The sequence below is a fragment of the Pseudoduganella dura genome (genome assembly GCF_009727155.1).
In the GTDB taxonomy this organism is placed as follows: Bacteria; Pseudomonadota; Gammaproteobacteria; order Burkholderiales; family Burkholderiaceae_D; genus Rugamonas; species Rugamonas dura.
The window spans coordinates 4,091,839-4,113,498 of record NZ_WNWM01000002.1; the positions used below are offsets into that span (position 1 = coordinate 4,091,839).

General features: G+C 65.5%; 20 protein-coding genes. 14 read left to right on the forward strand and 6 right to left on the reverse strand.

What is annotated here, in order from left to right:
- Nucleotides 1-39 precede the first annotated feature (39 nt).
- Nucleotides 40-1,374, reverse strand: a complete 1,335-nt coding sequence (gene miaB, locus GJV26_RS17945) for a tRNA (N6-isopentenyl adenosine(37)-C2)-methylthiotransferase MiaB (protein WP_155710032.1) — start codon at nt 1,372-1,374, stop codon at nt 40-42.
- Between the two features lie 499 nt (nt 1,375-1,873).
- On the opposite strand from miaB, the gene GJV26_RS17950 reads away from it, so the two are divergent.
- A complete protein-coding gene (locus GJV26_RS17950; RefSeq protein WP_155710033.1) occupies nt 1,874-2,233 on the forward strand; it encodes a hypothetical protein in 360 nt (119 codons plus the stop codon).
- A 170-nt stretch (nt 2,234-2,403) separates the two neighbouring features.
- Here the strand turns inward: GJV26_RS17950 and GJV26_RS17955 are convergent, their stop codons facing one another.
- Nucleotides 2,404-3,246 (reverse strand): HDOD domain-containing protein, encoded by an 843-nt coding sequence (locus GJV26_RS17955; protein ID WP_155710034.1) that lies wholly within the window; start codon nt 3,244-3,246, stop codon nt 2,404-2,406.
- The gene (locus tag GJV26_RS17960; RefSeq protein ID WP_155710035.1) at nt 3,243-3,527 is read right to left on the reverse strand and encodes a hypothetical protein; all 285 of its coding nucleotides are present in this window, start codon (nt 3,525-3,527) and stop codon (nt 3,243-3,245) included. The genes GJV26_RS17955 and GJV26_RS17960 overlap by 4 nt, the downstream gene beginning before the upstream one ends.
- Before the next feature lie 128 nt (nt 3,528-3,655).
- On the opposite strand from GJV26_RS17960, the gene GJV26_RS17965 reads away from it, so the two are divergent.
- A complete protein-coding gene (locus tag GJV26_RS17965) occupies nt 3,656-4,201 on the forward strand; it encodes a DUF1697 domain-containing protein (RefSeq protein WP_155710036.1) in 546 nt (181 codons plus the stop codon).
- Between the two features lie 125 nt (nt 4,202-4,326).
- Nucleotides 4,327-5,160 carry a ChaN family lipoprotein gene (locus tag GJV26_RS17970; RefSeq protein ID WP_155710037.1) on the forward strand — a complete coding sequence of 278 codons (834 nt, stop codon included), beginning with the start codon at nt 4,327-4,329 and terminating at the stop codon, nt 5,158-5,160.
- Nucleotides 5,161-5,191: 31 nt separating this feature from the next.
- On the opposite strand, the gene GJV26_RS17975 is transcribed toward GJV26_RS17970, so the two are convergent.
- Together GJV26_RS17975 and garD are read right to left on the reverse strand one after the other, a co-directional pair.
- Nucleotides 5,192-6,007, reverse strand: coding sequence for an NAD-dependent epimerase/dehydratase family protein (locus GJV26_RS17975; protein ID WP_155710038.1), 816 nt, complete (start codon nt 6,005-6,007; stop codon nt 5,192-5,194).
- A gap of 150 nt (nt 6,008-6,157) precedes the next feature.
- The gene (gene garD, locus GJV26_RS17980) at nt 6,158-7,720 is read right to left on the reverse strand and encodes a galactarate dehydratase (protein WP_155710039.1); all 1,563 of its coding nucleotides are present in this window, start codon (nt 7,718-7,720) and stop codon (nt 6,158-6,160) included.
- Nucleotides 7,721-7,905: 185 nt separating this feature from the next.
- Here garD and GJV26_RS17985 point away from each other — a divergent pair, with 185 nt between their 5' ends.
- From GJV26_RS17985 to GJV26_RS18035, 11 genes are all read left to right on the forward strand, one after another.
- A complete protein-coding gene (locus GJV26_RS17985; RefSeq protein WP_173346226.1) occupies nt 7,906-8,598 on the forward strand; it encodes a FadR/GntR family transcriptional regulator in 693 nt (230 codons plus the stop codon).
- A 46-nt stretch (nt 8,599-8,644) separates the two neighbouring features.
- Nucleotides 8,645-8,923, forward strand: a complete 279-nt coding sequence (locus GJV26_RS17990; RefSeq protein ID WP_155710041.1) for a hypothetical protein — start codon at nt 8,645-8,647, stop codon at nt 8,921-8,923.
- A gap of 120 nt (nt 8,924-9,043) precedes the next feature.
- A complete protein-coding gene (locus GJV26_RS17995; protein WP_155710042.1) occupies nt 9,044-11,749 on the forward strand; it encodes a TonB-dependent receptor in 2,706 nt (901 codons plus the stop codon).
- 77 nt (nt 11,750-11,826) lie between these two features.
- A complete protein-coding gene (locus GJV26_RS18000) occupies nt 11,827-12,615 on the forward strand; it encodes a rhamnogalacturonan acetylesterase (RefSeq protein WP_155710043.1) in 789 nt (262 codons plus the stop codon).
- On the forward strand, nt 12,612-14,054 hold the full coding sequence (locus GJV26_RS18005) for a pectinesterase family protein (RefSeq protein ID WP_155710044.1): 1,443 nt from the start codon (nt 12,612-12,614) through the stop codon (nt 14,052-14,054). Before GJV26_RS18000 ends, GJV26_RS18005 begins: the two co-directional genes overlap by 4 nt.
- An 8-nt stretch (nt 14,055-14,062) precedes the next feature.
- The gene (locus GJV26_RS18010) at nt 14,063-15,958 is read left to right on the forward strand and encodes a glycoside hydrolase family 28 protein (protein WP_155710045.1); all 1,896 of its coding nucleotides are present in this window, start codon (nt 14,063-14,065) and stop codon (nt 15,956-15,958) included.
- 148 nt (nt 15,959-16,106) lie between these two features.
- Nucleotides 16,107-16,433 (forward strand): thioredoxin family protein, encoded by a 327-nt coding sequence (locus tag GJV26_RS18015; protein ID WP_155710046.1) that lies wholly within the window; start codon nt 16,107-16,109, stop codon nt 16,431-16,433.
- Nucleotides 16,434-16,487: 54 nt separating this feature from the next.
- Nucleotides 16,488-17,759, forward strand: a complete 1,272-nt coding sequence (locus tag GJV26_RS18020) for an MFS transporter (protein ID WP_155710047.1) — start codon at nt 16,488-16,490, stop codon at nt 17,757-17,759.
- 105 nt (nt 17,760-17,864) lie between these two features.
- Nucleotides 17,865-19,709, forward strand: coding sequence for an amidohydrolase (locus GJV26_RS18025; protein ID WP_155710048.1), 1,845 nt, complete (start codon nt 17,865-17,867; stop codon nt 19,707-19,709).
- 10 nt (nt 19,710-19,719) lie between these two features.
- Nucleotides 19,720-19,977 carry a DUF1427 family protein gene (locus GJV26_RS18030; RefSeq protein WP_155710049.1) on the forward strand — a complete coding sequence of 86 codons (258 nt, stop codon included), beginning with the start codon at nt 19,720-19,722 and terminating at the stop codon, nt 19,975-19,977.
- Nucleotides 19,974-20,126: a XapX domain-containing protein gene (locus tag GJV26_RS18035; RefSeq protein ID WP_189441631.1), complete on the forward strand. Its 153-nt coding sequence runs from the start codon at nt 19,974-19,976 to the stop codon at nt 20,124-20,126. The genes GJV26_RS18030 and GJV26_RS18035 overlap by 4 nt, the downstream gene beginning before the upstream one ends.
- Here the strand turns inward: GJV26_RS18035 and GJV26_RS18040 are convergent.
- Nucleotides 20,102-21,484 carry an ATP-binding protein gene (locus tag GJV26_RS18040; RefSeq protein ID WP_173346227.1) on the reverse strand — a complete coding sequence of 461 codons (1,383 nt, stop codon included), beginning with the start codon at nt 21,482-21,484 and terminating at the stop codon, nt 20,102-20,104. The genes GJV26_RS18035 and GJV26_RS18040 overlap by 25 nt on opposite strands.
- Between the last annotated feature and the right edge of the window lie 176 nt (nt 21,485-21,660).

A 21,660-nucleotide genomic window follows, 5' to 3' on the forward strand; every position in this document is an offset into this window, starting at 1 on the left:
GCAAATGCTCGACAGCAAACGCTCGCTCTGGTACAAGTTTTAATCAATCAGCTCGCCGCGCAGGGAATAGGACAGGCTTTCGGTAATCAATACATCCACCATCTTGCCATGCAGCGCGGCGGGCGTGTCGCCACCGTCGAACAGCACGGTGCGCGTATTGCCGGCGCGGCCCGCCAGTTCCGTACCGCCATGCTTCGACGGGCCTTCGACCAGCACGCGCATCGTCTTGCCCACCATGGCCGCGCTGTGCCGTTTCGTATTGGCATCGACCAGCGCCTGCAGCCGCTGCAGCCGCGCCAGTTTCACGTCGTGCGGCGTGTCGTCGGCCAGGTTCGCGGCCGGCGTGCCGGGGCGCTTGCTGAAGATGAAACTGAACGAATTGTCGAAGTCGACATCCTGGATCAGCTTCATCATCGCCTCGAAATCCTGCTCCGTCTCGCCGGGGAAGCCGACGATGAAGTCCGAGGCGATCGTGATGTCCGGCCGCACGGCCTTCACCTTGCGGATGATCGACTTGTACTCGAGCGCCGTATAGCCGCGCTTCATCGCGCCCAGGATCTTGTCCGACCCGTGCTGGGCGGGCAGGTACAGGTGATCGGCCAGTTGCGGGATGCGCGCGTAGCAGTCGACCAGGCGCTGCGTGAATTCCTTCGGATGGCTGGTGACGAAGCGGATGCGCTCGATGCCCGGAATGTCGGCCACGTATTCGATCAGCAGCGCGAAGTCGGCCTGCTGGCCGTCCGCCATCTGGCCGCGGAACGCATTCACGTTCTGCCCCAGCAGCATCACTTCCCTGACACCCTGCGCGGCCAGTCCGGCCACTTCGGTCAGCACATCGTCGAAGCGGCGCGACACTTCCTCACCGCGGGTGTACGGCACCACGCAGTAGCTGCAGTACTTACTGCAGCCTTCCATGATCGATACATAGGCGAACGGACCATCCACCCGCGCCGGCGGCAGGTGGTCGAACTTTTCGATTTCGGGGAACGTGATGTCGACCTGCGGCTTGCCGCTGTGGCGGCGCAGCTCGATCATTTTCGGCAACCGGTGCAGCGTTTGCGGGCCGAACACGATGTCCACCTGCGGCGCGCGCTTGACGATCGCCTCGCCTTCCTGCGAAGCCACGCAGCCGCCCACGCCGATCAGCAGGTCGGGGTTGGCTTCCTTCAGCTTGCGGAACACGCCCAGGTCGGAAAACACCTTTTCCTGCGCCTTTTCGCGCACCGAACAGGTGTTGAGGAGAATGACATCGGCGTCTTCCGGCGTCGCGGTACGCACCAGGCCATCCGTGGCGCCGAGGAGATCGGCCATCTTGTCCGAGTCGTACTCGTTCATCTGGCAGCCGAACGTCTTGATGAAAACTTTTTTCTGCATGGCCGGCAGTTTACCGCAGTTTGCCCGGCTGGCCGCAGGAAACAGCTGGCAAGATGCAATCCGGGAGAAATTCCGATGCCAGCAGGCATGCGGCTTTCCGGCTCATCAATGGCGATTCGACAACTCTGTCACTGAAGGGTTGACTGGTGTAACAATTTCCCACAGGTTCTATCGTGCGCTGTCCGCCGTTCCCGTGTGTTGAAATAGCATTGTTGTAAGTTATTTCAGCGAATGATTGATTTAAAACAAATCTTCGCTTGGCATGGCTAGGCTGGAGCGTGCTTGTTTGGGCATAGAATTTTGCTGAAAGTGCAAGTTTCAACCCAATGGTCGCCGGCCCTTGCGCCCGCAGTTTGGCGTACTCGTTTCCGGAACTAAGTCAGGTACCAGGTCAGGTATCAACTGCAGAACTAAGTTGGCGAACTAAGTTGGCTAAAACAAGTCTTTCTTTATGTCCGGGGCAGCATCTTCTAATCAACTATATCGACGAGGATCAATCATGGCACACCACGCACTCTCATCCCAGGAAAGTTATAACCCGAATCACCTGCTCGATATTCTTCTGGGCAAGATGCAACTGAAAAACGATGCAGCTCTGTCGCGCCTGCTGGAAGTGGCGCCGCCGGTCATCAGCAAGATCCGTCACCACCGCCTGCCCGTCGGCGCCTCGCTGCTGATCCGCATGCATGAAGTCACCGGCATGAGCATTCGCGACCTGCGCGACCTGATGGGCGACCGTCGCACCAAATATCGCCTGTCCGATGCGCAGGGCCGCCCGAAACCAGAAGAAAAGGCAGCGCAGCAGGCCGCCGCCGCCGCTCAGGCGCAGCAAAAGCCGGAAGGCAACTACACCCACTGAGCCACCGCCGGCCGGGGCCTCCACTCCGGCCGTATTGCCTTGCGCGGCCTGTTCCCGACAGTTCGTATTCTACCGCCGCTTCGTTACCGCATTATTTCATCGCTTCGTTTGATTGCTTCATTTCATCATGTCGTTTCACCGGCCCGATTTCCGGTTCCCGGCATCTCCCGTCACGCCAGCAGCACCCGCGCCATTTCGTCGAACTCGCCTTGCGTGTCCTTGAACACGCGCAAACATGTTGCCTCGTCCAGCCGCAACGCATGCCAAGCCATCGCCGACACCGGCGGCACGGCTTCATCCGCCACGCCGGCCAGGTCCAGTGCATGCGCGATTGCATCGGCAACGTGGATGATCGCCGCCAGGAAACCCGCGCCCGGCACGTCCGGCGCATGATGGTGGCCGATGGCGAGCCGCATCGTGTCGGAGAAATTCCAGTGCTCGGCCAGTGCCAGCCCGGCATCCACATGGTCGATGCCGAGCACCGTCCGTTCGGCGTCGAGCCACAGCGCATCGTGCGCGCCGCGCCAGGCGATGACCCGTGCATAGTGCTCCGGGAAGCAGCTGACCAGCACCAGCCGGCCGATATCGTGCAGCAGGCCCGCCGTGAACGCATAGTCCTGGTTGAAGCGCAGGTGGCGCGCCAGCACCTTCGCGCAGATGGCCGTGCCGAGCGAATGGCGCCAGAACGCCGGGTGCGAAAAGCCCGCGCAGCGGTTCCCGGCGAAGCAGCCGGTCAGCGCCGCGGCGGTGATCAGGTTGCGCGAGGTCTGGAAGCCGAGATAGGTGATCGCCTGCTGGATGGTTGTCACCCGCACCTGCAGGCCGTACAGCGACGAGTTGGCCAGGCGCAGCGTCTTGGCCGTCAGCGCACCGTCCAGCGCCACCTTTTTCGCCAGCACGGCGATATCGACTTCTTCGGCATCGATGCTGTTCAGCAGGTCCATCACGACCGAGGGGAGGGAGGGCAGGTCGTCCAGGTTCTGCACGACATCGTCATAACCCAGGCGATTCATCCTCCGGCCCCGGCGCGGTAGGCGGACAGGTAGTCACGCAGTGCCTTGCCGGCGCCTGCCGGGCCGGCCGCCTGCACTTTTCGGAACAGGTAATCGATGCGCGCGGCGTGCGGCGCCTCGACCTGCAGCGTGTCGAGGCCGAGGCCCTGCAGCGAGGCCAGCATTGCCGGCGTCAGCACGGTGCCGCGCGGCAGCAGCAGCCCACCCTGCGCATCGCGCAATTCGTTCCACAGCACCATGCCGGCGCGTACCCGCGCCAGCGGCAGATCGTCGATTTCCATCGCATCCTCCTCGCTCCAAACGATCTTATCACCTTGTCGCAACAGCACGGGCTGGTCCGGCCGCGGCCGCAAGCCGGGCGCCCGCTTTGACGCGGCTGACGCATACTGCGCTCTCAAAGGAGGGAACCATGAGCACACAGCGGCAGGTTGCCCTGCTACGGGGAGTCAATGTCGGCCGGGCCAAGCGCATCGCCATGGCGGATTTGCGCAAGGTACTGGGCGACCTGGGATTTTCCGGCGTGCGTACGCTGCTCAACAGCGGCAACGCCGTGTTCGACTGCCCGGGGGGCGATGCGGCACGCTCCGCCGAGCGCATCGAGGAAGCGCTGGTACTGAAGCTGGGCGTGGGCGCGCGCGTGACCGTGCTCGATGCGCAGCAGCTGGCCGAAGTGGTCGCCGCGAATCCTCTGCTGGAGCAGGCCGTCGATCCTTCCCGGCTGCTGGTGGCGGTGCTCAGCAACCCCGCCGACCGTGTCAAGCTCGAACCGCTGGCGCACCAGCCATGGCAGCCCGAAGCGTTCGCGCTCGGCCAATGGGCCGCCTACATCTGGTGCGTGGATGGCGTGCTGGCCAGCCGTGCCGCCGCGGCGATGGGCAACCTGCTGGGCGATGCCGTGACCACCCGCAACTGGAGCACCGTGACCAAGCTGCATGCGCTGGCGATGGAGGCCTGATGTGCCGCCTGCCGCGTCCACGACGGCCGATCATCCGTCATGCCGCCGGCCCGGTTTTGGCGGCAGCCGGGCCATCGCTCCAGTTGCGGTAGACTGCCCGCTTCGACAGCCAACCCCGAAGTCCCATGAAATATCTTCCACTCGTTGCCATGCTGGCCGGCGTTCTGCTGGCCGGCTGCGGCATCGTCAAGAAAGACAGCGCGGCCGGCCGCATCGCCGGCATGCAGGAAGCGGCCAATCCGCAGGTGCTGCTGCTCGGCGAAGTGCACGACAATCCGCAGGGCCACAAGCTGCGCTTCGAGGAATTGAAGAAGCGCGTCGACGCCGGCTGGCGCCCGGTCGTGGCGATGGAGCAGTTCGACCACGAAGACCAGGTGCTGCTGGACGAGGCGCAGAAGGGCTGCGTGGATGCCGGCTGCCTGATCCGCGTGATGAACAAGAAAGGGTGGGACTGGCAACAGTATTACCCGGTGATCGGGCTGGCGCTGGACAAGCACCTGCCGATCGTGGCGGTCAACCTGTCGCGCGCGAACGCGTCGAAGGTGGTGCGCGATGGCGTGGCATCGAGCTTCGATCCGAAAACCGTGGCCGAATACCGGCTGGGCGAACCGATTTCGGCCGACTGGCGCAAGGCCCAGGAAAGCGAGATCCGCGCCGGCCACTGCAACATGCTGCCCGACATGATGGTGCCCGGCATGGTCGACGCCCAGATGGCGCGCGACATCTGGATGGCCAAGCTGATCCGCGACCAGCAGCCGCGCGACGTGGTGCTCATCGCCGGCAACGGCCATGTGCGCAAGGATATCGGCGTGCCGCGCTGGCTCGATACGGTGGGCGCCAGGCTGACGGTGAAGGCGGTCGGCTACGTGGAAGGCGGCGGCATGAAGGCGCAGTTCGACGAGGTGCGGCCGATCCCGGCGCAGAAGCGCGCCGATCCCTGCGCGAAGTTCAAAAAGTAAAAAGGGACGCAGCATGCGTCCCTTTTCTGGATCAGTCCTTGTACATCGGCCCGTCGAAGATGAACTTGCCGCCGTGGTAGTTGAACGTGGCGTCGTCGGCCGGCGGGTAGTCGCCCGATTCCGGCACGTCGGCGCGGAACTGTTCGGAGGAATCCTTCGGCTGGAAGCCCAGGTGGGCCGCCTTGCGGTTGTCCCACCACTGGCGCTTGTTGTTCGAGGCGCCGAACAGGATCGTGTGGCCCACGCGCGGCGTCAGCAACGACACGCGCAGCGATTCCACCAGGTCGTCATACGACAGCCACGTGCACATCATGCGCGGGTTGTTCACGGCCGGGAACGACGAACCGATGCGCAGGCACACGGTCTCGATGCCCGCACGGTCGAAGTAGTAGCGCGCCAGCTGCTCGCCGAACACCTTCGACAGGCCGTACATGCTGTCCGGGCGCGGCGGGTCGTCGGCATCGATCACCTGCGTCTGCGGGTAGAAGCCGATCGCATGGTTCGACGACGCGAACACGATGCGCTTCACGCCCAGGCGGTGCGCCGCCTCGTAGATGTTGTACGTGCCCTGGATGTTGGCGAACATGATGTTCTCGAACGTGTTCTCGGTCGAGATGCCGCCGAAGTGCAGCACGGCGTCCACGCCTTCCATCATCTTCAGCACGGCGGCCTTGTCGGCCAGGTCCGCCTGGAAGATCTCTTCGCCTTCGCCGGCTTCGCCCATGTCGCCGATGTCGGACAGGCGTACCACGTCCGCCCACGGCTTGATCCGCTCGCGCAGCACTTTGCCGAGGCCGCCGGCCGCGCCGGTCAGCAACAGGCGCTTGAAAGGTTTTTTCGTCGTCATTGTCGTCTCTTGAGTCTTGTACGAAGGTTCAGGAAGGAGCATCCTAACCGAATCTGCCGGGAGCGGAAGGCTGCCGGGCAAATTCGCGTGAGAATGATCGGGACTGCGTGATCGGGACTGCGTGATCGGGACTGCGTGTCCGGGAATACGTCAGGTCACCGGCGCCGGGTTGAAGAGCACGAGGGCGTTATGCAGTTTCCAGTGCTCGGCCCAGGTCCTCCTGCCGCTGGCGGTATCAAGCAGCAGCTGGAACAGTTCCCAGCCCACGCTTTCGATCGTGGCTTCGCCGGTGGCGATGCGGCCCGCGTTCACATCCATCAGATCGTGCCAGCGGCGCGCCAGGTCGTCGCGCGTGGCCACCTTGATCACCGGGCATTCGGCCAGGCCGTAAGGCGTGCCGCGGCCGGTGGTAAACACGTGCAGGTTCATGCCGGCGGCCAGCTGCAGCGTGCCGCAGATGAAATCCGATGCCGGGGTGGCCGTATAGATCAGGCCCTTCACGCCCTTCGTCGTGGCTTTCTCGCCCGGCGAGAGTACGCCGGTGATCGGCACGCTGCCCGACTTGACGATCGAGCCCATCGCCTTTTCGACGATGTTCGACAGGCCGCCTTTCTTGTTGCCCGGCGTGGTGTTGGCGCTGCGGTCGACACCGCCGCGCGTCAGGTATTCGTCGTACCAGGCCATCTCGCGGATCATTTCCTGCGCCACCTCGGCAGTGGCGGCACGCGAGGTCAGCTGGTCGATCCCGTCGCGCACCTCGGTCACTTCCGAGAACATCACGGTGGCGCCGGCACGCACCAGCAGGTCGGTGGCAAAGCCCACGGCCGGATTGGCGGTCACGCCGGAGAAGGCATCGCTGCCGCCGCACTGCACGCCGACCACCAGGTCGGAAGCGGGGCAGGTCACGCGCTGGCGTTTGTTCAACACTTCGAGCTGCGCCTCGGCCGTCTGCATGATCGACTCGACCATCGACATGAAGCCCACGTTGCCGGCATCCTGCAGGCAGACCACCGGCGGCTCGGTGGCGATGGTGTCGTCCTTGCGGCGGATCTGGATCGAATTGGCGGGGAACAGGCGGGTCGGCTGCAGCTTTTCGCAGCCCAGCGAGACAACCATCGCCTGGCCGCCGAAGTTCGGATTCTTGCTGATGTTGTGGATCGTGCGGATCGGGATGTTCGCACCCGGCGCCTCGATCGCCACGCCGCAGCCATAGGTATGTTCGAGGCCGACCACGTCGTCCACGTTCGGGTAGCGCGGCAGCAGCTCGGCCTTGATGCGCTTCACCGCGAACTCCACCACGCCGGAGACGCACTGCACGGTGGTGGTGATGCCCAGGAGATTGCGCGTGCCGACCGAGCCGTCCTCATTGCGGAAGCCCTGGAACGTATAGCCCTCCAGGGCTTCCAGCGGCGGCACCTTCACGGTGGCGATCGGCAGGTTGTCCAGCTCGCGTGCCGGCGGCATTTCCAGCAACTGCTCGGAAACCCAGCTGCCTCGTGGAATGTCGCGCACGGCGCGGCCGATCGATACGTTGTAACGCAGCACATTCTCGCCCTGCGCGATGTCGGCCAGCGCCACCTTGTGGCCTTGCGGCACGGCTTCGACCAGTGCGAGGCCATCGGGGAAGACGGTGCCCGCGGGCAGCCCGCCATCGTTGACGACGATCGCGACATTGTCGTTGGCGTGCATGAGGATACGGCGCGGAGTGCTCATGTTTCTATCCTGGAGGGGCCGGCGGCGCGGGATCGGCGTGTTGTAGTTACGCAACGATCAGGCGTGCCGGCGAGTTGTCTGATGACTTCAGTATGACAGATGCCCAAATTTTTGGCTAGTCCACATTGCTCATTTGGTCTGACCGGTTTAGAATGGCCTGACCAAATGCAATAATGAAAAGCAAGATGCTGAAACGTCCGCCATCACCGCAAGAGTCTCCCGAGCCGCGGCTTTACCGCGTGGTGGCCGACCGTATCGCGCAATTGATCCGCGACGATGGTATCGCGCCCGGCTCACGACTGCCATCGGAACGCGATCTGGCGACCAAGCTGGCCGTCAGCCGGGCATCGCTGCGCGAAGCGCTGATCGCCCTCGAGCTGGGCGGCGTGATCGAGGTGCGCGGCGGTTCGGGCGTCTATGTATGCGAGGCGAGGCAGGAAAGCACCGTGCCGGAAGCGGGCCCGGGGCCGTTCGAAGTGTTGTCGGCACGCCGCCTGATCGAGGCCGAAGTGGCGGCGATCGCCGCCCGCGTGGCCACCGACAGTGCGATCGACGCGATCCTCAAGGCGGTGGAGGAAATGGAAGCGCATCACGCCAACAAGACGACCAACGAACAGGCCGACCGCAACTTCCACCTGGCGATCGCCCGCGCCACCGGCAACAGCGCGCTGGTGGGCACGATGGACTACCTGTGGAACCAGCGCGGCCGGTTGTGGCACAAGCTGAAGGAGCATTTCCAGACGGAGGAGCTGCGGCAGGAAACGCTGAAGGATCACCGCCGCATCTTCGAGGCGATCGCGGCGCACGATGCGGCCGCCGCGCGGCGGGCGATGCGCTCGCACCTGGAACGCGTGACGCGCACTTTCTCGCGCGGCTGAAGGGACCGGCCACGCGCCGGCCGGCATGACGCCGAAGCATTGGTGCATGGAACAGGTAGAAGCGGGCAATAACAAGCAACGACAAGCAACAACAAAAGCAAGCACCAGAAAAACAAGCCGCGACAACAACGCGGCAGTAACCAGAACAAGCAGCAGACACGCAGCAGGCGGCCCACGGGCCACCCGCAGAAACAAGCAGCAGGCGCGCCACGACAAGGCACGCCACAGGAGACAGGATGTACACGGACAACCCGCCATACCCGCCGGCAGCGGGGCGCTATCGCGCCGCGCCGCCGCGCCCCTGATCTTCAATAAAAACCTTTGATCCACCGCCTGCGACCCCGGCCCCGGCCCTCGTCGCAGCGGCACCGGGCACGCGAGGTGCCCGACCCGCGACCGTGCAGCAAGCATGGCGCGAACCCATCGGAAAACTTAGGAGACAAGCATGACCAAGCGCGCTAGTTTGCAATCCCGCCTCCAGCCACGGCTGGCGTTGACCTCTATCGCCGTTGCCGTGATGGCACTGGCCAACGGGGCAGCCGCACAGGAAGCCCCATTGCAGCGTATCGAAGTAACGGGTTCGTCGATCAAGCGGCTCGCCAGCGAAGATGCGCTGCCCGTCACCAGCATCAAGGCCGAGGAATTCGCCCAGCGCGGCATGACCACGCTGGCCGATGTGATGATGGCACTGCCGCAATCGGCTTCGCTGGCACCGTCGAATGCCGGTTCCGGCACCAACATCAACCTGCGCGGCCTGGGCGTGAACCGCACGCTGGTGCTTCTGAACGGCCGCCGCCTGGCCAACGAGGCGATCTCCGCCGGCTACGCCAATCTCGACGTGATCCCGTTCTCCGCGCTGCAGCGCGTCGAGATCCTGCGCGACGGCGCATCGTCGCTGTACGGCTCCGACGCGATCGGCGGCGTGGTCAACTTCATCACGAAGAAGGAATTCGAAGGCGTGCAGGTCACCGGCCAGTACGTGACGCCGGAACGCAAGGGCGGCGGCGACGAACGCCGCGCCACGCTGACCTTCGGCAAGGGCAACCTGAACCGCGACGGCTGGTCGGCCTATGCCACGGTCGATTTCCACGATCGCAGCCGCCTGGCCGCCAGCGATCGCGCCGAGTTCAGTTCCGACGAACTGCTCGCTTCGCTGGGCCGCCCGCGCACGCTGGGTACCGGCGGCTACGCGATGCCGGCCAACTTCACCACCGCCACCAACAAGAACGCGCAGAACCCGTATGCCGCGACCTGCGCCGAGCCGTACTCGACGATCGGCGCCAAGAACACCTGCACGCTGAACAGCAACGAGTACGGCACCGCGCTGTACGAGAACGAGCAACTGAGCTTCTACGCCCGCGCCGCGAAGCAGATCAGCGAAGACCATACGTTCACCGTCGAATATACCCGCGGCCAGTCGCAGATCATCGCTGCACGCAACCCGACGCAATCGGTTGCGGTCAATGGCGCAGCAGCCCTGCTGCCTTCGTCGTCCAAATGGTACCCGGGCAACAGCGGCGGCGTACCGGCAATGGCCGGCATCAACGGCCAGCCTCTGACAGTTACCTGGTCGGTGGCGGATTACGGGCTGGCCACGCAAAAAGACAAGCAGGTCAACCAGCGGCTTGCCTTCGTCGACGAAGGCAAGTTCGGCGAATGGGACTACCGGGCCGGCCTCGTGATTGGCCTGTCCGACCGCGAGAACTATTACCAGAACGGTTTCTTCAGGGGGCAGGGCATCCTGGATGGCCTGAAGAGCGGTGCATTGAATCCGTTCGGCCTGCAGGATCAGGCGGGCCGCGACTATCTGGCATCGATCTCGGTGGACGGCCAGAAGAACCGCGATTCGCAAACCACATACAAGGGCCTCGACTTCTCGGCCAGCCGCACGCTGTTCGCAATGGGTGGCGGCGATGCCGCGATCGCGATCGGTGCCGACATGAGCCACCAGACCACGCGCGACGACAAGCTGGCGATCCAGAACGCGGTTACGTACCTGAACAGCACCGAATCGCACGGCGAAGGCCAGCGCAACGTGTATGCGCTGTACACCGAGCTGGACCTGCCGGTCACGAAAACCCTGAACGTCAACCTGGCCGTGCGTGACGACTATTTCAGCGACTTCGGCAACACGATCAACCCGAAAGCGTCGTTCCGCTGGGAGCCGACCAAGAACCTGATGTTCCGCGGTTCGGCCAACACCGGCTTCCGCGCGCCGACGCTGTTCGATGCCTACGGCTACCGCCTGCCGGGCGCCACCGGCAAGACGTCGGCCCGCTGGGACGATCCGCTGCTGTGCCCGGGCGGCAGGCCCGGCGTGACCGGTACCGGCACCGCGCTGCCGGGCTACGTGGCTTCCGAAGTCTGCAACGTGCAGCTGAACAAGCAGGTGGGTTCGAACGCCGGCCTGCAGCCGGAAAAGTCGAAGGGCTTCACGCTGGGCGTGGTGGTGGAACCGACCAAGTCGCTGACGATGTCGTTCGACTACTGGAACATCCGCATGAAGGACATGCTGGCCAACCTGCCGGAGCAGGTGTACTTCCTCGACCCGGCCAAGTACGCGTCGCTGTTCGTGCGTAACGCCGACGGCACGCTGGCCTTCATCAACAACACCACGATGAACCTGGGCGGCCAGAAGGCGGCCGGTATCGACGTCTCGGCCAGCTACCGCTTCCCGCGCAGCACCTACGGCGACTTCAAGGTGGAACTGGACGGCACGTACCTGACGCAGTTCGACAACCAGCTGTTCCCTGGCGAGGAATATGTCAGCAACATCGGCCGCTTCGGCAATGCGTCGAACGGCACCACGTCGAGCTTCCCGATCATCACGTACCGCTGGAAGCACGTGCTGAAGATGTCGTGGGCGCAGGGCGACTGGACCGCGCAGGCGACCCAGAACTACAACTCCAAGTACGAAGACCAGAACCTGGTGGCGCAGACCTACTGGCGCGACATCAACTCGTACAAGCCGTGGAACCTGACGGTGGGCTACAAGGGCTTCAAGAACACGCAGCTGACGTTCGGCGTCACCAACGTGTTCGACTCGGCCCCGCCGGTGACGAACCACAGCGGTTATTCGTTCGGTTACCTGTCGAGCGCGGCCAGCCCGATCGGCCGCTCGTACAACCTGCGCGCCACCTACACCTTCTAAGCAAAGCCGGGCCGCCCGTCGCGAGCAGCCATGCTGCCCGCGGCCGGCGGCCGTTTTTTCATGAACGGAGGTTTCAGATGAAGCAATTCCTGCTGGCCGGCGCAGCCGCCATGCTGGTCCTCGGCAGCGCCGCGGCGGCGGACAAGCCGGTGCGGTTCATCCTCGTCGGCGACTCCACGATGGCATCGAACAGCGGTTACGGCGACGCGTTCTGCGCGCGCGTGAACCGCGCCCACACGTGCATCAACCTGGCGAAAGGCGGGCGCAGCTCGTCGAGCTTCCGTGCCGAGGGGCGCTGGGATGAAGTGCAGGGCCTGCTGAAAGGCAGCGCGGCATACCGCGCCACGTATGTGCTGATCCAGTTCGGCCACAACGACCAGCCGGGCAAGCCTGGCCGGTCGACCGACCTGAAAACCGAATTCCCCGTCAACATGGCCCGCTATGTGGACGAAGTGAAGGCATTGAACGGCGTGCCCGTGCTGGTCACGCCGCTGACGCGCCGCAGTTTCAAGGCGGGCGTGCTGGAAAATACGCTGGTGCCGTGGGCGGACGTGATCCGCGCCACCGCCAGGGACAAGCAGGTGGCATTGCTGGACCTGAATGCGGACAGTCACGCCGCCGTGCAGGCGATGGGCGAGGCGGAAGCCGACACGCTGGCCGTGGCGCCGAAACCCGCCGTCGCGCCCGTAGCGGGCAACAGCGCGGCCAACGGCGCAGCTGTCGAGCCGCAGGGCGCCGCGAAAAGCGCGTTCGATTACACCCACGTGGGCGCGAAAGGCGCGAAGTACTTCGCCGCGATGGTCGAGCGCGAGCTGAAGGCGGCCGTTCCCGCCGTGGCGGCCGAGTTCCGGCCGGAGGGCGAATGATCCGCGCGCTACTGGCGGTTGCCGTGCTGGCCGCTGCGGCCGGCGCAATGGCGCAGGATACCGGCGCCGCCGGGCGTCCGCAGCTTGCCGCCGCGGATGCCAAACGCTTTGCGATCGCCGAGGTGCTGAAGACCACCGGCCGCGCCGGCGCCGAAAAAACCGATCCGTGGAATCCGCTGGCCGATCCGCTGGCGCGAAACGCCGCCTTCCAGGCCGACTACACCGTGGACGCGGCGGGCCGGGCCGACGGCGTGAAGACGTTCGTCAGCGTGCAGCAGGCGGTCAACCGCGCCATCGTCGATGCCGCCGCCAGGCCGCGTGGCGGGCGGCAATACATCCTCGTCAAGCCGGGCACCTACCGCGAGCTGGTCTACGTTCCCGCGTCGGCACGGCCGATCACGCTGTACGGGGAAGGTGCCGGCGCCGCCGATACCGTGATATCGAGCGGCCTGGATGCCGCGGTGCCGGTGGCCGACTACGTGAAGCGGCACGGCCCGCAATTCGTGCGGCTCGATCCGTCGATCGTGGAAATGCATGCGCAGATCGCAGCGCGCGCGCCCACCATTTCCACCAGCGGCTCGATGACGCTATGGACGCGCAATCACGGTTTCCAGGTGCGCAACCTGACCATCGAGAACGCCTATAACAAGGCAACCGGCAACGCCCGCGACGAATGCGGCGAGCGCGTGTGCGGCACGCCGGACAAGCCGCAGGAGCGCGTCAGCCACCAGGCCGTGGCGCTGCTCGTGGAAGGGGCCGACAAGGCCCAGTTCGAGAACGTGCGGCTGATCGGCTTCCAGGACACGCTGTACCTGAAGTCGGCCGAAACCCGCGTCACGTCGCGCAGCTTCTTCCACAAGTCGTACATCGAAGGCGACGTCGACTTCATCTTCGGCGACACCACCGCCTACTTCTACCGGAGCGAGGTGAAATCGCTGGGCGACCGCACGATGTCGTACGTGGGGGCGCCGAATACCAACTGGCGCACGAAATACGGCTTCGTGTTCAATGAAGTGAACTTCACCAGCGACGGGTCGCCCAATGCGCTGGCCGGCAAGTTTTATCTCGCGCGGCAGTGGTTCCACAATTCGCGCTGCAGCCCGTATGCGCCGGTCGCCGTCGAAGGCTATGCCTGCACGCTCGGGGCGGAGAGCGTGTACAAGGCGCCCAGGGGCACGATCACGCCGACCGTGCTGGAAACCGTGGGCAAGATGGTGGTCATCAATTCGCGCATCGGCGCGCACATCGACCGCGACAAGCCATGGTCGGACTGGAACCAGCCCGGCACGCTGGCCTATCGCCCGGCACAGTTTTCGTCGGACGACTTTTTCAAGAACCTGAAGAACGCGGGCATCGACCCCGTCAACCACCTGGGCTACCGGAAGCAGCCCCTGCCGGCGGAAGTGTACCTGGCAGAATTCAACAACGCCCAAGAGTAGGAGACAGCATGAATTTCAATGAACAGCAGGTCAATGCGAAGCGCCGCGCGATGATGAAGGCCGTATCGGCTTCCAGCCTGGCGCTGGCCGGCGGCGGCGCCGCCCTGAGTGCCACGACGGCCAGTGCCGCGATCGCGGACGACCCGTGGGGCCGCGCGAAGGAAATCGTCGACCGCGTGTCGAAGCCGCTGCGTTTCCGCGAGCAGGATTTCCCGATCACCGATTTCGGCGCCGCGCCATGCCAGCTGGTGCAGGTGAAGGGCTGGATCTCGCACGACGACCAGGCAATGATCGGCACCCAGGCACCGGGTTCGAAGGATTGCTACCCCGCGATCAAGGCGGCCATCGAGGCTTGCCACAAGGCCGGCGGCGGCCGCGTGGTGATCCCGGCCGGCAACTGGTTCGTGGCCGGCCCGATCGTGCTGCTGTCGAACGTGCATGTGCACCTGAAGAAGGGCGCCAACGTGCTGTTCTCGACGCAGCCGGCCGATTACGCGAAATACGGCGACTTCGACTGCGGCAAGAAGGGCAAGCTCGTGATCACGCGCTGGCAGGGCAACGACTGCCTGAACTTCGCATCGCCCATCTACGCCTATGGCGCGGACAATATCGCGCTGACGGGCGAGGACTGGACCAGCGTGCTGAACGGCCAGGGCGGCGTGCCCTTCAACGGCAAGGACGGCGACTGCTGGTGGACGTGGAAGGGCAAGAACCGCACGCTCAACCCGGCCTCGCAAGCCAACACGCCGGGCTACGTGGAAGGCAAGCTGACGCAGCGCCTGCCGAACCCGATCAACCCGAAATCGCTGAAGGACGTGGCGCCGCACCTGACGGAACAGGAACGCCTGCACATCCAGGGCGAGGGCGAGCGCTGGCGCGCCGACGAGCAATACCTGCCGGCGCTGTCCGAAGCGGGCGTGCCGCTGGCGCAGCGCGTGTTCGGCCTGGGCCACTTCCTGCGCCCGTCGATGATCCACCTGATCGGCTGCACCAACGTGCTGCTCGAAGGCTACGAGGTAAAGGACACGCCGTTCTGGCAGCACCACCCGGTCCATTGCCGCAACATCGTGATCCGCAACGTGCACTGCAACAGCAAGGGCCCGAACAGCGACGGCTTCGATCCTGAGTCGTGCGACATGGTGCTGATCGAAGGCTGCACATTCGACACGGGCGACGACTGCATCGCGATCAAGGCCGGCAAGGACCTGGACACGCAATACGGCCCGTCGCAGAACATCGTGGTGCAGAAGTGCATCATGCAGAGCGGCCATGGCGCCGTCACGCTGGGCAGCGAGATGGCCGGCGGTATCCAGAACGTCTACGCGCAGGACCTGGTGTTCGAGAACGTGCACTGGGCCACCGATCCGCTGAACACGGCGATCCGGCTGAAGACCAACATGAACCGCGGCGGCTACCTGAAGAACTTCTACGTGCGCAACGTGAAGATCCCGAACGGCGTGCAGACCAGCCCTTCGTTCTACGCGTCGCTGCCCGGTTCGCCGATCGAATCGCGCACCGTGGCCGTGGCCGCCGGCGCGGTGGTCACGTTCGACTGCGACTACACGCCGACCGCCGATACCGTGCGCACCCGCCCGCCGGTGGTGGACAACGTGCACATCTCGAACGTCACGGTCGGCAACGTGGAAGTGAAGAAGGGGACGAAGAAGGGGCAGAAGGCGTCGTGCTACCAGGCCGTCGTCATCCTCGGTCCGGTGTCCAACAACTACAACGGCCCGCAGCCGATGCCCGCCGTGCCGCCGGTGACCAACGTGACGATCAGCGACTGCGACTTCGGCACCACGGTCAGCACCGAGCAGCCATGGTTCATCCACAACGTGAAGGGGCTCAAGCTCAATCGCGTGAAGATCGGCGGGAAAGAGTACACGACGACGTTGTCGGCGTAAGGCGGAAGAACCGGTGTCGGACACCATTTTCTCAAGAAAAAATAGTGTCGGACACCGGTCTTCACGTGCGTCACCGGTTTCGCCGTGCGCACACGAGTCGCCCCCGCATGGTAAGGTTCCAGCAACGAAGCTTGCCATGGAGCGCACGATGGAACGTACATACCAGGAAGCGGCGCCCACGCGCGCCGAGATCGATGCCCTGACCGGCCCGGCGGTGCTGGAGTTCGGCACCAACTGGTGCGGCTACTGCCGCGCCGCGCAGGCGCCGCTGGCCGAGGCCTACGCCGGCTACCCGGACATTAAACACTTCAAGGTCGAGGACGGGCCCGGCCGCTTGCTGGGCCGATCCTTCCGTGTCAAACTCTGGCCCACCATGATCTTCCTGCAAGACGGGAAGGAAGTGGCGCGCGTGGTGCGCCCGGAAACGGCCGGCGAGATCCGCGACGCGTTCGTCCAGATCGCCCCACCCGGCTGACGGTCTCACCATAGTCCGGCTGCAAAGCCTCGCCTGTCCACCTCCGGAGTACGCATGTCCCAGCCTCACCCGGCCGGTCGAGTCAACTCGCCCGGCACCGTGCTGTTTGCCAGCCTGATCGGCACCACGATCGAATTCTTCGACTTCTATATTTACGCGACGGCCGCCGTCCTCGTGTTTCCCCACCTGTTCTTCCCGGCCGGCGACCCGACCGCCGCCACGCTGCAGTCGCTGGCCACGTTCGCGATCGCGTTCTTCGCGCGCCCGGTCGGCTCGGCCGTGTTCGGCCACTTCGGCGACCGGGTCGGCCGCAAGGCCACGCTGGTGGCCGCGCTGCTGACGATGGGACTCTCCACCGTGGTGATCGGCATGCTGCCCACCTATGCGCAGATCGGCGCCTGGGCGCCCGCGCTGCTGGCGCTGTGCCGCTTCGGCCAGGGCCTGGGCCTGGGCGGCGAATGGGGCGGCGCCGTGCTGCTGGCCACCGAGAACGCGCCGCCGGGCAAGCGCGCCTGGTACGGCATGTTCCCGCAGCTGGGCGCGCCGATCGGCTTCTTCCTGTCCGGCGGCATTTTCCTGCTGCTGTCCGAAGTGCAAACTGATCAGCAGTTCTTCGCCTGGGGCTGGCGTATCCCGTTCCTGGCCAGTGCGCTGCTGGTGCTGGTGGGCCTGTACGTGCGGCTGAAGATCACCGAAACGCCGGATTTCCAGAAGGTGCTCGACAAGGGCGAACGCGTGGAGGTGCCGGTCAAGGCGGTGCTCGTGCAGCATACCCGCGCGCTGGTGCTGGGCACGATGATGGCGATGGCCACCTTCGTGCTGTTCTACCTGATGACGGTGTTCGCGCTGAACTGGGGCGTGGCCGGGCTGGGCTTCTCGCGCCAGCAGATGCTGGTGCTGCAACTGATCGCCGTGGTGTTCTTCGGCCTGACGATCCCCGTGGCCGCATTGCTGGCCGACCGCTACGGCCGGCGCGGCACGCTGATCTGGGTGTCGGCGGCGATCGCGCTGTTCGGCCTGGTGTTCGGCCCGCTGTTCGATTCGCACAGCGCGGTGCAGGTCACGCTGTTCCTGTGCCTGGGCCTGGGCCTGATGGGCATGACGTATGGCCCGCTGGGCACCATCCTCTCCGAGCTGTTCCCGGCCGAGGTGCGCTATACCGGCGCCTCGCTGACGTTCAACCTGGCCGGCATCATCGGCGCTTCGCTGGCGCCCTATATCGCCACCAAGCTGGCCACTACCTATGGCCTGCAGTACGTGGGTTACTACCTGTCGATCGCCGCGGTACTGAGCCTGATCGCACTGGTGCTGGCCAAGCGGAGCTGACCGCGGCTACCTCTTTCGGCATAGGAATGTCGTGCCCCGTCTAGGGATGACGGGGCGCGGCAGGTGCGTATGATGGAACCACCCATCGTCCACCAAGACAAGACCATGCTGATACTGACCAACGGCCGCTTCCATACGGCCGACAAATCCAATCCCGTCGCCACCGCGGTCGCGATCGCCGACGGCAAGTTCCTCGCCGTGGGCGATACCGACGAGGTGATGCGCCATGCCGCGCCGGATGCCCGGGTGATCGACCTGAACGGCCGCACCGTGATCCCCGGCCTGAACGACTCGCACCTGCACCTGATCCGCGGCGGCCTGAACTACAACCTCGAACTGCGCTGGGAAGGCGTGCCGTCGCTGGCCGATGCGCTGCGCATGCTGAAGGAACAGGCGCTGCGCACCCCCACCCCGCAGTGGGTGCGGGTGGTGGGCGGCTGGAACGAATTCCAGTTCGCCGAGAAGCGCATGCCCACGCTGGACGAAATCAATGCCGCCGCGCCCGATACGCCGGTGTTCGTGCTGCACCTGTACGACCGCGCGCTGCTGAACCGCGCCGCGCTGCGCGCCGTGGGCTACGACAAGAACACGCCGGCGCCGCCGGGCGGCGAAATCCAGCGCGACGCGCAGGGCAACCCGACCGGCATGCTGATCGCGCGCCCGAACGCGATGATCCTGTATGCCACGCTGGCCAAGGGCCCGGCATTGCCGCTGGAGCACCAGGTCAATTCCACCCGCCAGTTCATGCGCGAGCTGAACCGCCTGGGCCTGACCAGCGCGATCGATGCCGGCGGCGGCTTCCAGAACTACCCGCAGGACTACCAGGTGGTGCAGCGCCTGGCCGAGCAGGACCAGCTGACGATCCGCATCGCCTACAACCTGTTCACGCAGAACAAGGGCCAGGAACTGCAGGATTTCAGGAAGTGGACCGAAATCGTCAAGCCCGGCGACGGCGACGACTGGTACCGCCACAACGGCGCCGGCGAGATGCTGGTGTTCTCGGCGGCCGACTTCGAGGACTTCCTGGAACCGCGCCCGGACCTGCCGCCCGAGATGGAAGGGCAGCTGGAACAGGTGGTGCGCCACCTGGTCGAACAGCGCTGGCCGTTCCGGCTGCACGCCACCTACGACGAATCGATCAGCCGCATGCTGGACGTGTTCGAGAAGGTCGACCGCGACATCCCGTTCGACGGCCTGCACTGGCTGTTCGACCATGCCGAGACGATCACGCCGAGGAATATCGAGCGCGTGAAGGCGCTGGGCGGCGGCATCGCGATCCAGCACCGGATGGCGTTCCAGGGCGAATACTTCGTCGAGCGCTACGGCGCGGAGGCGGCAAGCCACACGCCGCCGATCAAGCGCATGCTGGAAAACGGCGTGCCGGTCGGCGCCGGCACCGACGCCACGCGCGTGGCCAGCTACAACCCGTGGACGGCGCTGTACTGGCTGGTGTCCGGCCGCACCGTCGGCGGCCTGCGCCTGTACGACGCCGGCGCCAAACTCGACCGTGAAACGGCGATCGAGCTGTGGACGGCGGGCAGCGCCTGGTTCTCGAACGAGCAGGGCAAGAAGGGCCGCATCAAGGAAGGCATGCTGGCCGACCTGGCCGTGCTGTCGGCCGACTTCTTCCGGGTCGACGAAGAGGCGATCAAGTCGATCGAATCGGTGCTGACGGTGGTCGGCGGCAGGATCGTCTTTGCCCAGGCCGAGTTCGAAAAGCTGGGCCCGCCGCAACTGCCGGTACTGCCGGACTGGTCGCCGGTGAACAAGGTGCCGGGGCACTACCGGGCCGTGGCACCGGCGGCACAGAAAAGCGCGCTGCCGCACCAGTGCGCCGGCGCTTGCGCGGTGCACAAGCACTCGCACGACGTGGCCCGCAAGTCGACCGTGCCGGTCTCGGATTATGCCGGCTTCTGGGGCGCGTTCGGCTGCAGCTGCTTTGCATTCTGATGGGGCGGCGATGAACTACGTGAAAATTCTGGCCGGCCTGGTGCTGTCGTTCGTCGTCGGGCTGGCGTGCCGCAAGTTCGGCATTCCGGCGGCGTCGCCGCCCGTGCTGTCCGGCGCGCTGCTGGTGTTCATGATGAGCAGCGGCTACTGGCTGGTGGACCGCTATGTGGCGCGCCGCGCGGCGCAGAACCGGCGGCATTGCGGCGGCCACGCGCTGGATGTCCAGCCAAAGCCGGCGCAGCCCGGGCGGGCAGGGGGCGCATCGTGAGCGCGCTGCTTGCGGGGGCCGTGCTGGGCCTGGTGATCGGCGCGGTATGCCGCGCCTGCGATATCCCGTCGCCGGCGCCGCCCACCCCGATCGGCGCGTTGCTGGTCGTGGCGATGACGGGCGGCTACGTGGTGGGCGGATTTGTCTGAGCCGTAGCCGCGCCGGGGCATGCGTTCACGCTCTTGAGCAGGGCGAAGGCACGGTGCGCCGGCGGCAACGTGTAGCCGTGCGCGTGACTGGTATCGAACACCAGCAGCGCACGGTCCACGAGCGTGCCGAGCAGGTCCAGCGTGGCGGCCGCATCGCGGCTGCCACGGCATGCCATCAATTCATCCAGCGAGAACCAACGCGGCATTGCCGCGGTATCGCACCATAGCTGCTGTGCCGCCGGCTCCAGCAGCCGGTAGCTCCATTCCAGCGTGGCCTGCAGGCTGCGTTGCCGGGCCGGGCCGCCGCCATTGACCCTGACCAGCAACGGCAGGCGGTCGCCCAGCCGCCGCACCAATCCTGCCACCCCCAGCGCAGGAATGCGTGCCGCCGCCAGTTCGAGTGCCAGCGGCAGGCCGTCGAGCTCGCGGCACAGCGCCACCGCATCGGGCAGCATGGCCTCGGTCAGCGCGAAGCGGTGATCGTGGCCATGCGCGCGCGCCTGCAGCAGCGCCAGCGCGCCATATTCCAGGGCCTCCGGCAGGGCGCAGCCGGCAGGCGGCACCGCCAGCGGCATCAGCCGATAGACCTGTTCTTCCGGCAAATGCAGGCGCACCTGCGTGGTGACCAGCAGCCGCAGCAGCGGCACGCGGGCCAGCAGCTCTTCGGCCAGCGCGGCGGTTTCGCGGTCCACGCGGTCGGCATTGTCGAGTACCAGCATGCAGGGGTACTGGCCCAGGTGGCGTGCCAGTGCGGCCACCGCGGCACCGTCGAACCCCACGCTGCGCGCCACGGTTTCCAGCAGTTCGCTGGCATTCGCGCAATCGGCGAGATCGGCCCATGCCATCGGCAGTCCTGCCGTTGCCGCGGCGTGAGGCGCCGCATGCCGGGCCAGCGTGCTCTTGCCCACGCCGCCGGCTCCCAGCAGGCTGGTGAGCCGGTGGTGGCGCAGCAGGTCGCCCAGTTCCGCCAGGTCGCCGGCGCGCCCCAGCAGCGGGCCGGCAACGGGCGCGGGCATTTCTTCGACCGCGGCGCCATGGCCGCTGCTGACGGGCAGGTTCAGCCGGTAGCCATGCCCCGCCACCGTGGTGATCGCCTCCCGCCCCAGCAGCTTGCGCAGCAGCGAGATCTGTACCTGCAGGTTGTTTTCCTCCACCACCAGGCCGGGCCAGACAGCCGCGAACAGCGCGCCCTTGCTCACCATGCCGGGGTGGTGCAGCGCGAGCGTTGACAGAACATCGAAGGCCCGCGGCGTGATTTCCACCGGCTTGCCCTGGCGCCGCAAACGCCGCGCCGCCGGCCACAGTTCGAAAGCCCCCACCTGCAGCAGCACGTTGCCCACAGGTTTTTCAGCTTTCATTAAGGCCGGATTCAGGCCAGCCAAAGGATTTTCAGGCATATCAATCCGATAATTTTTCTTGACGATGGAGTAACTTCCAGTCAAGGAGAAATCTGCTACTTCAAGTTGATATCATATTTGCAAGACCGGCGCAATGTGCCTGGCGCCGGCATCGTTGCGGCCCGGACCGGTTGTGG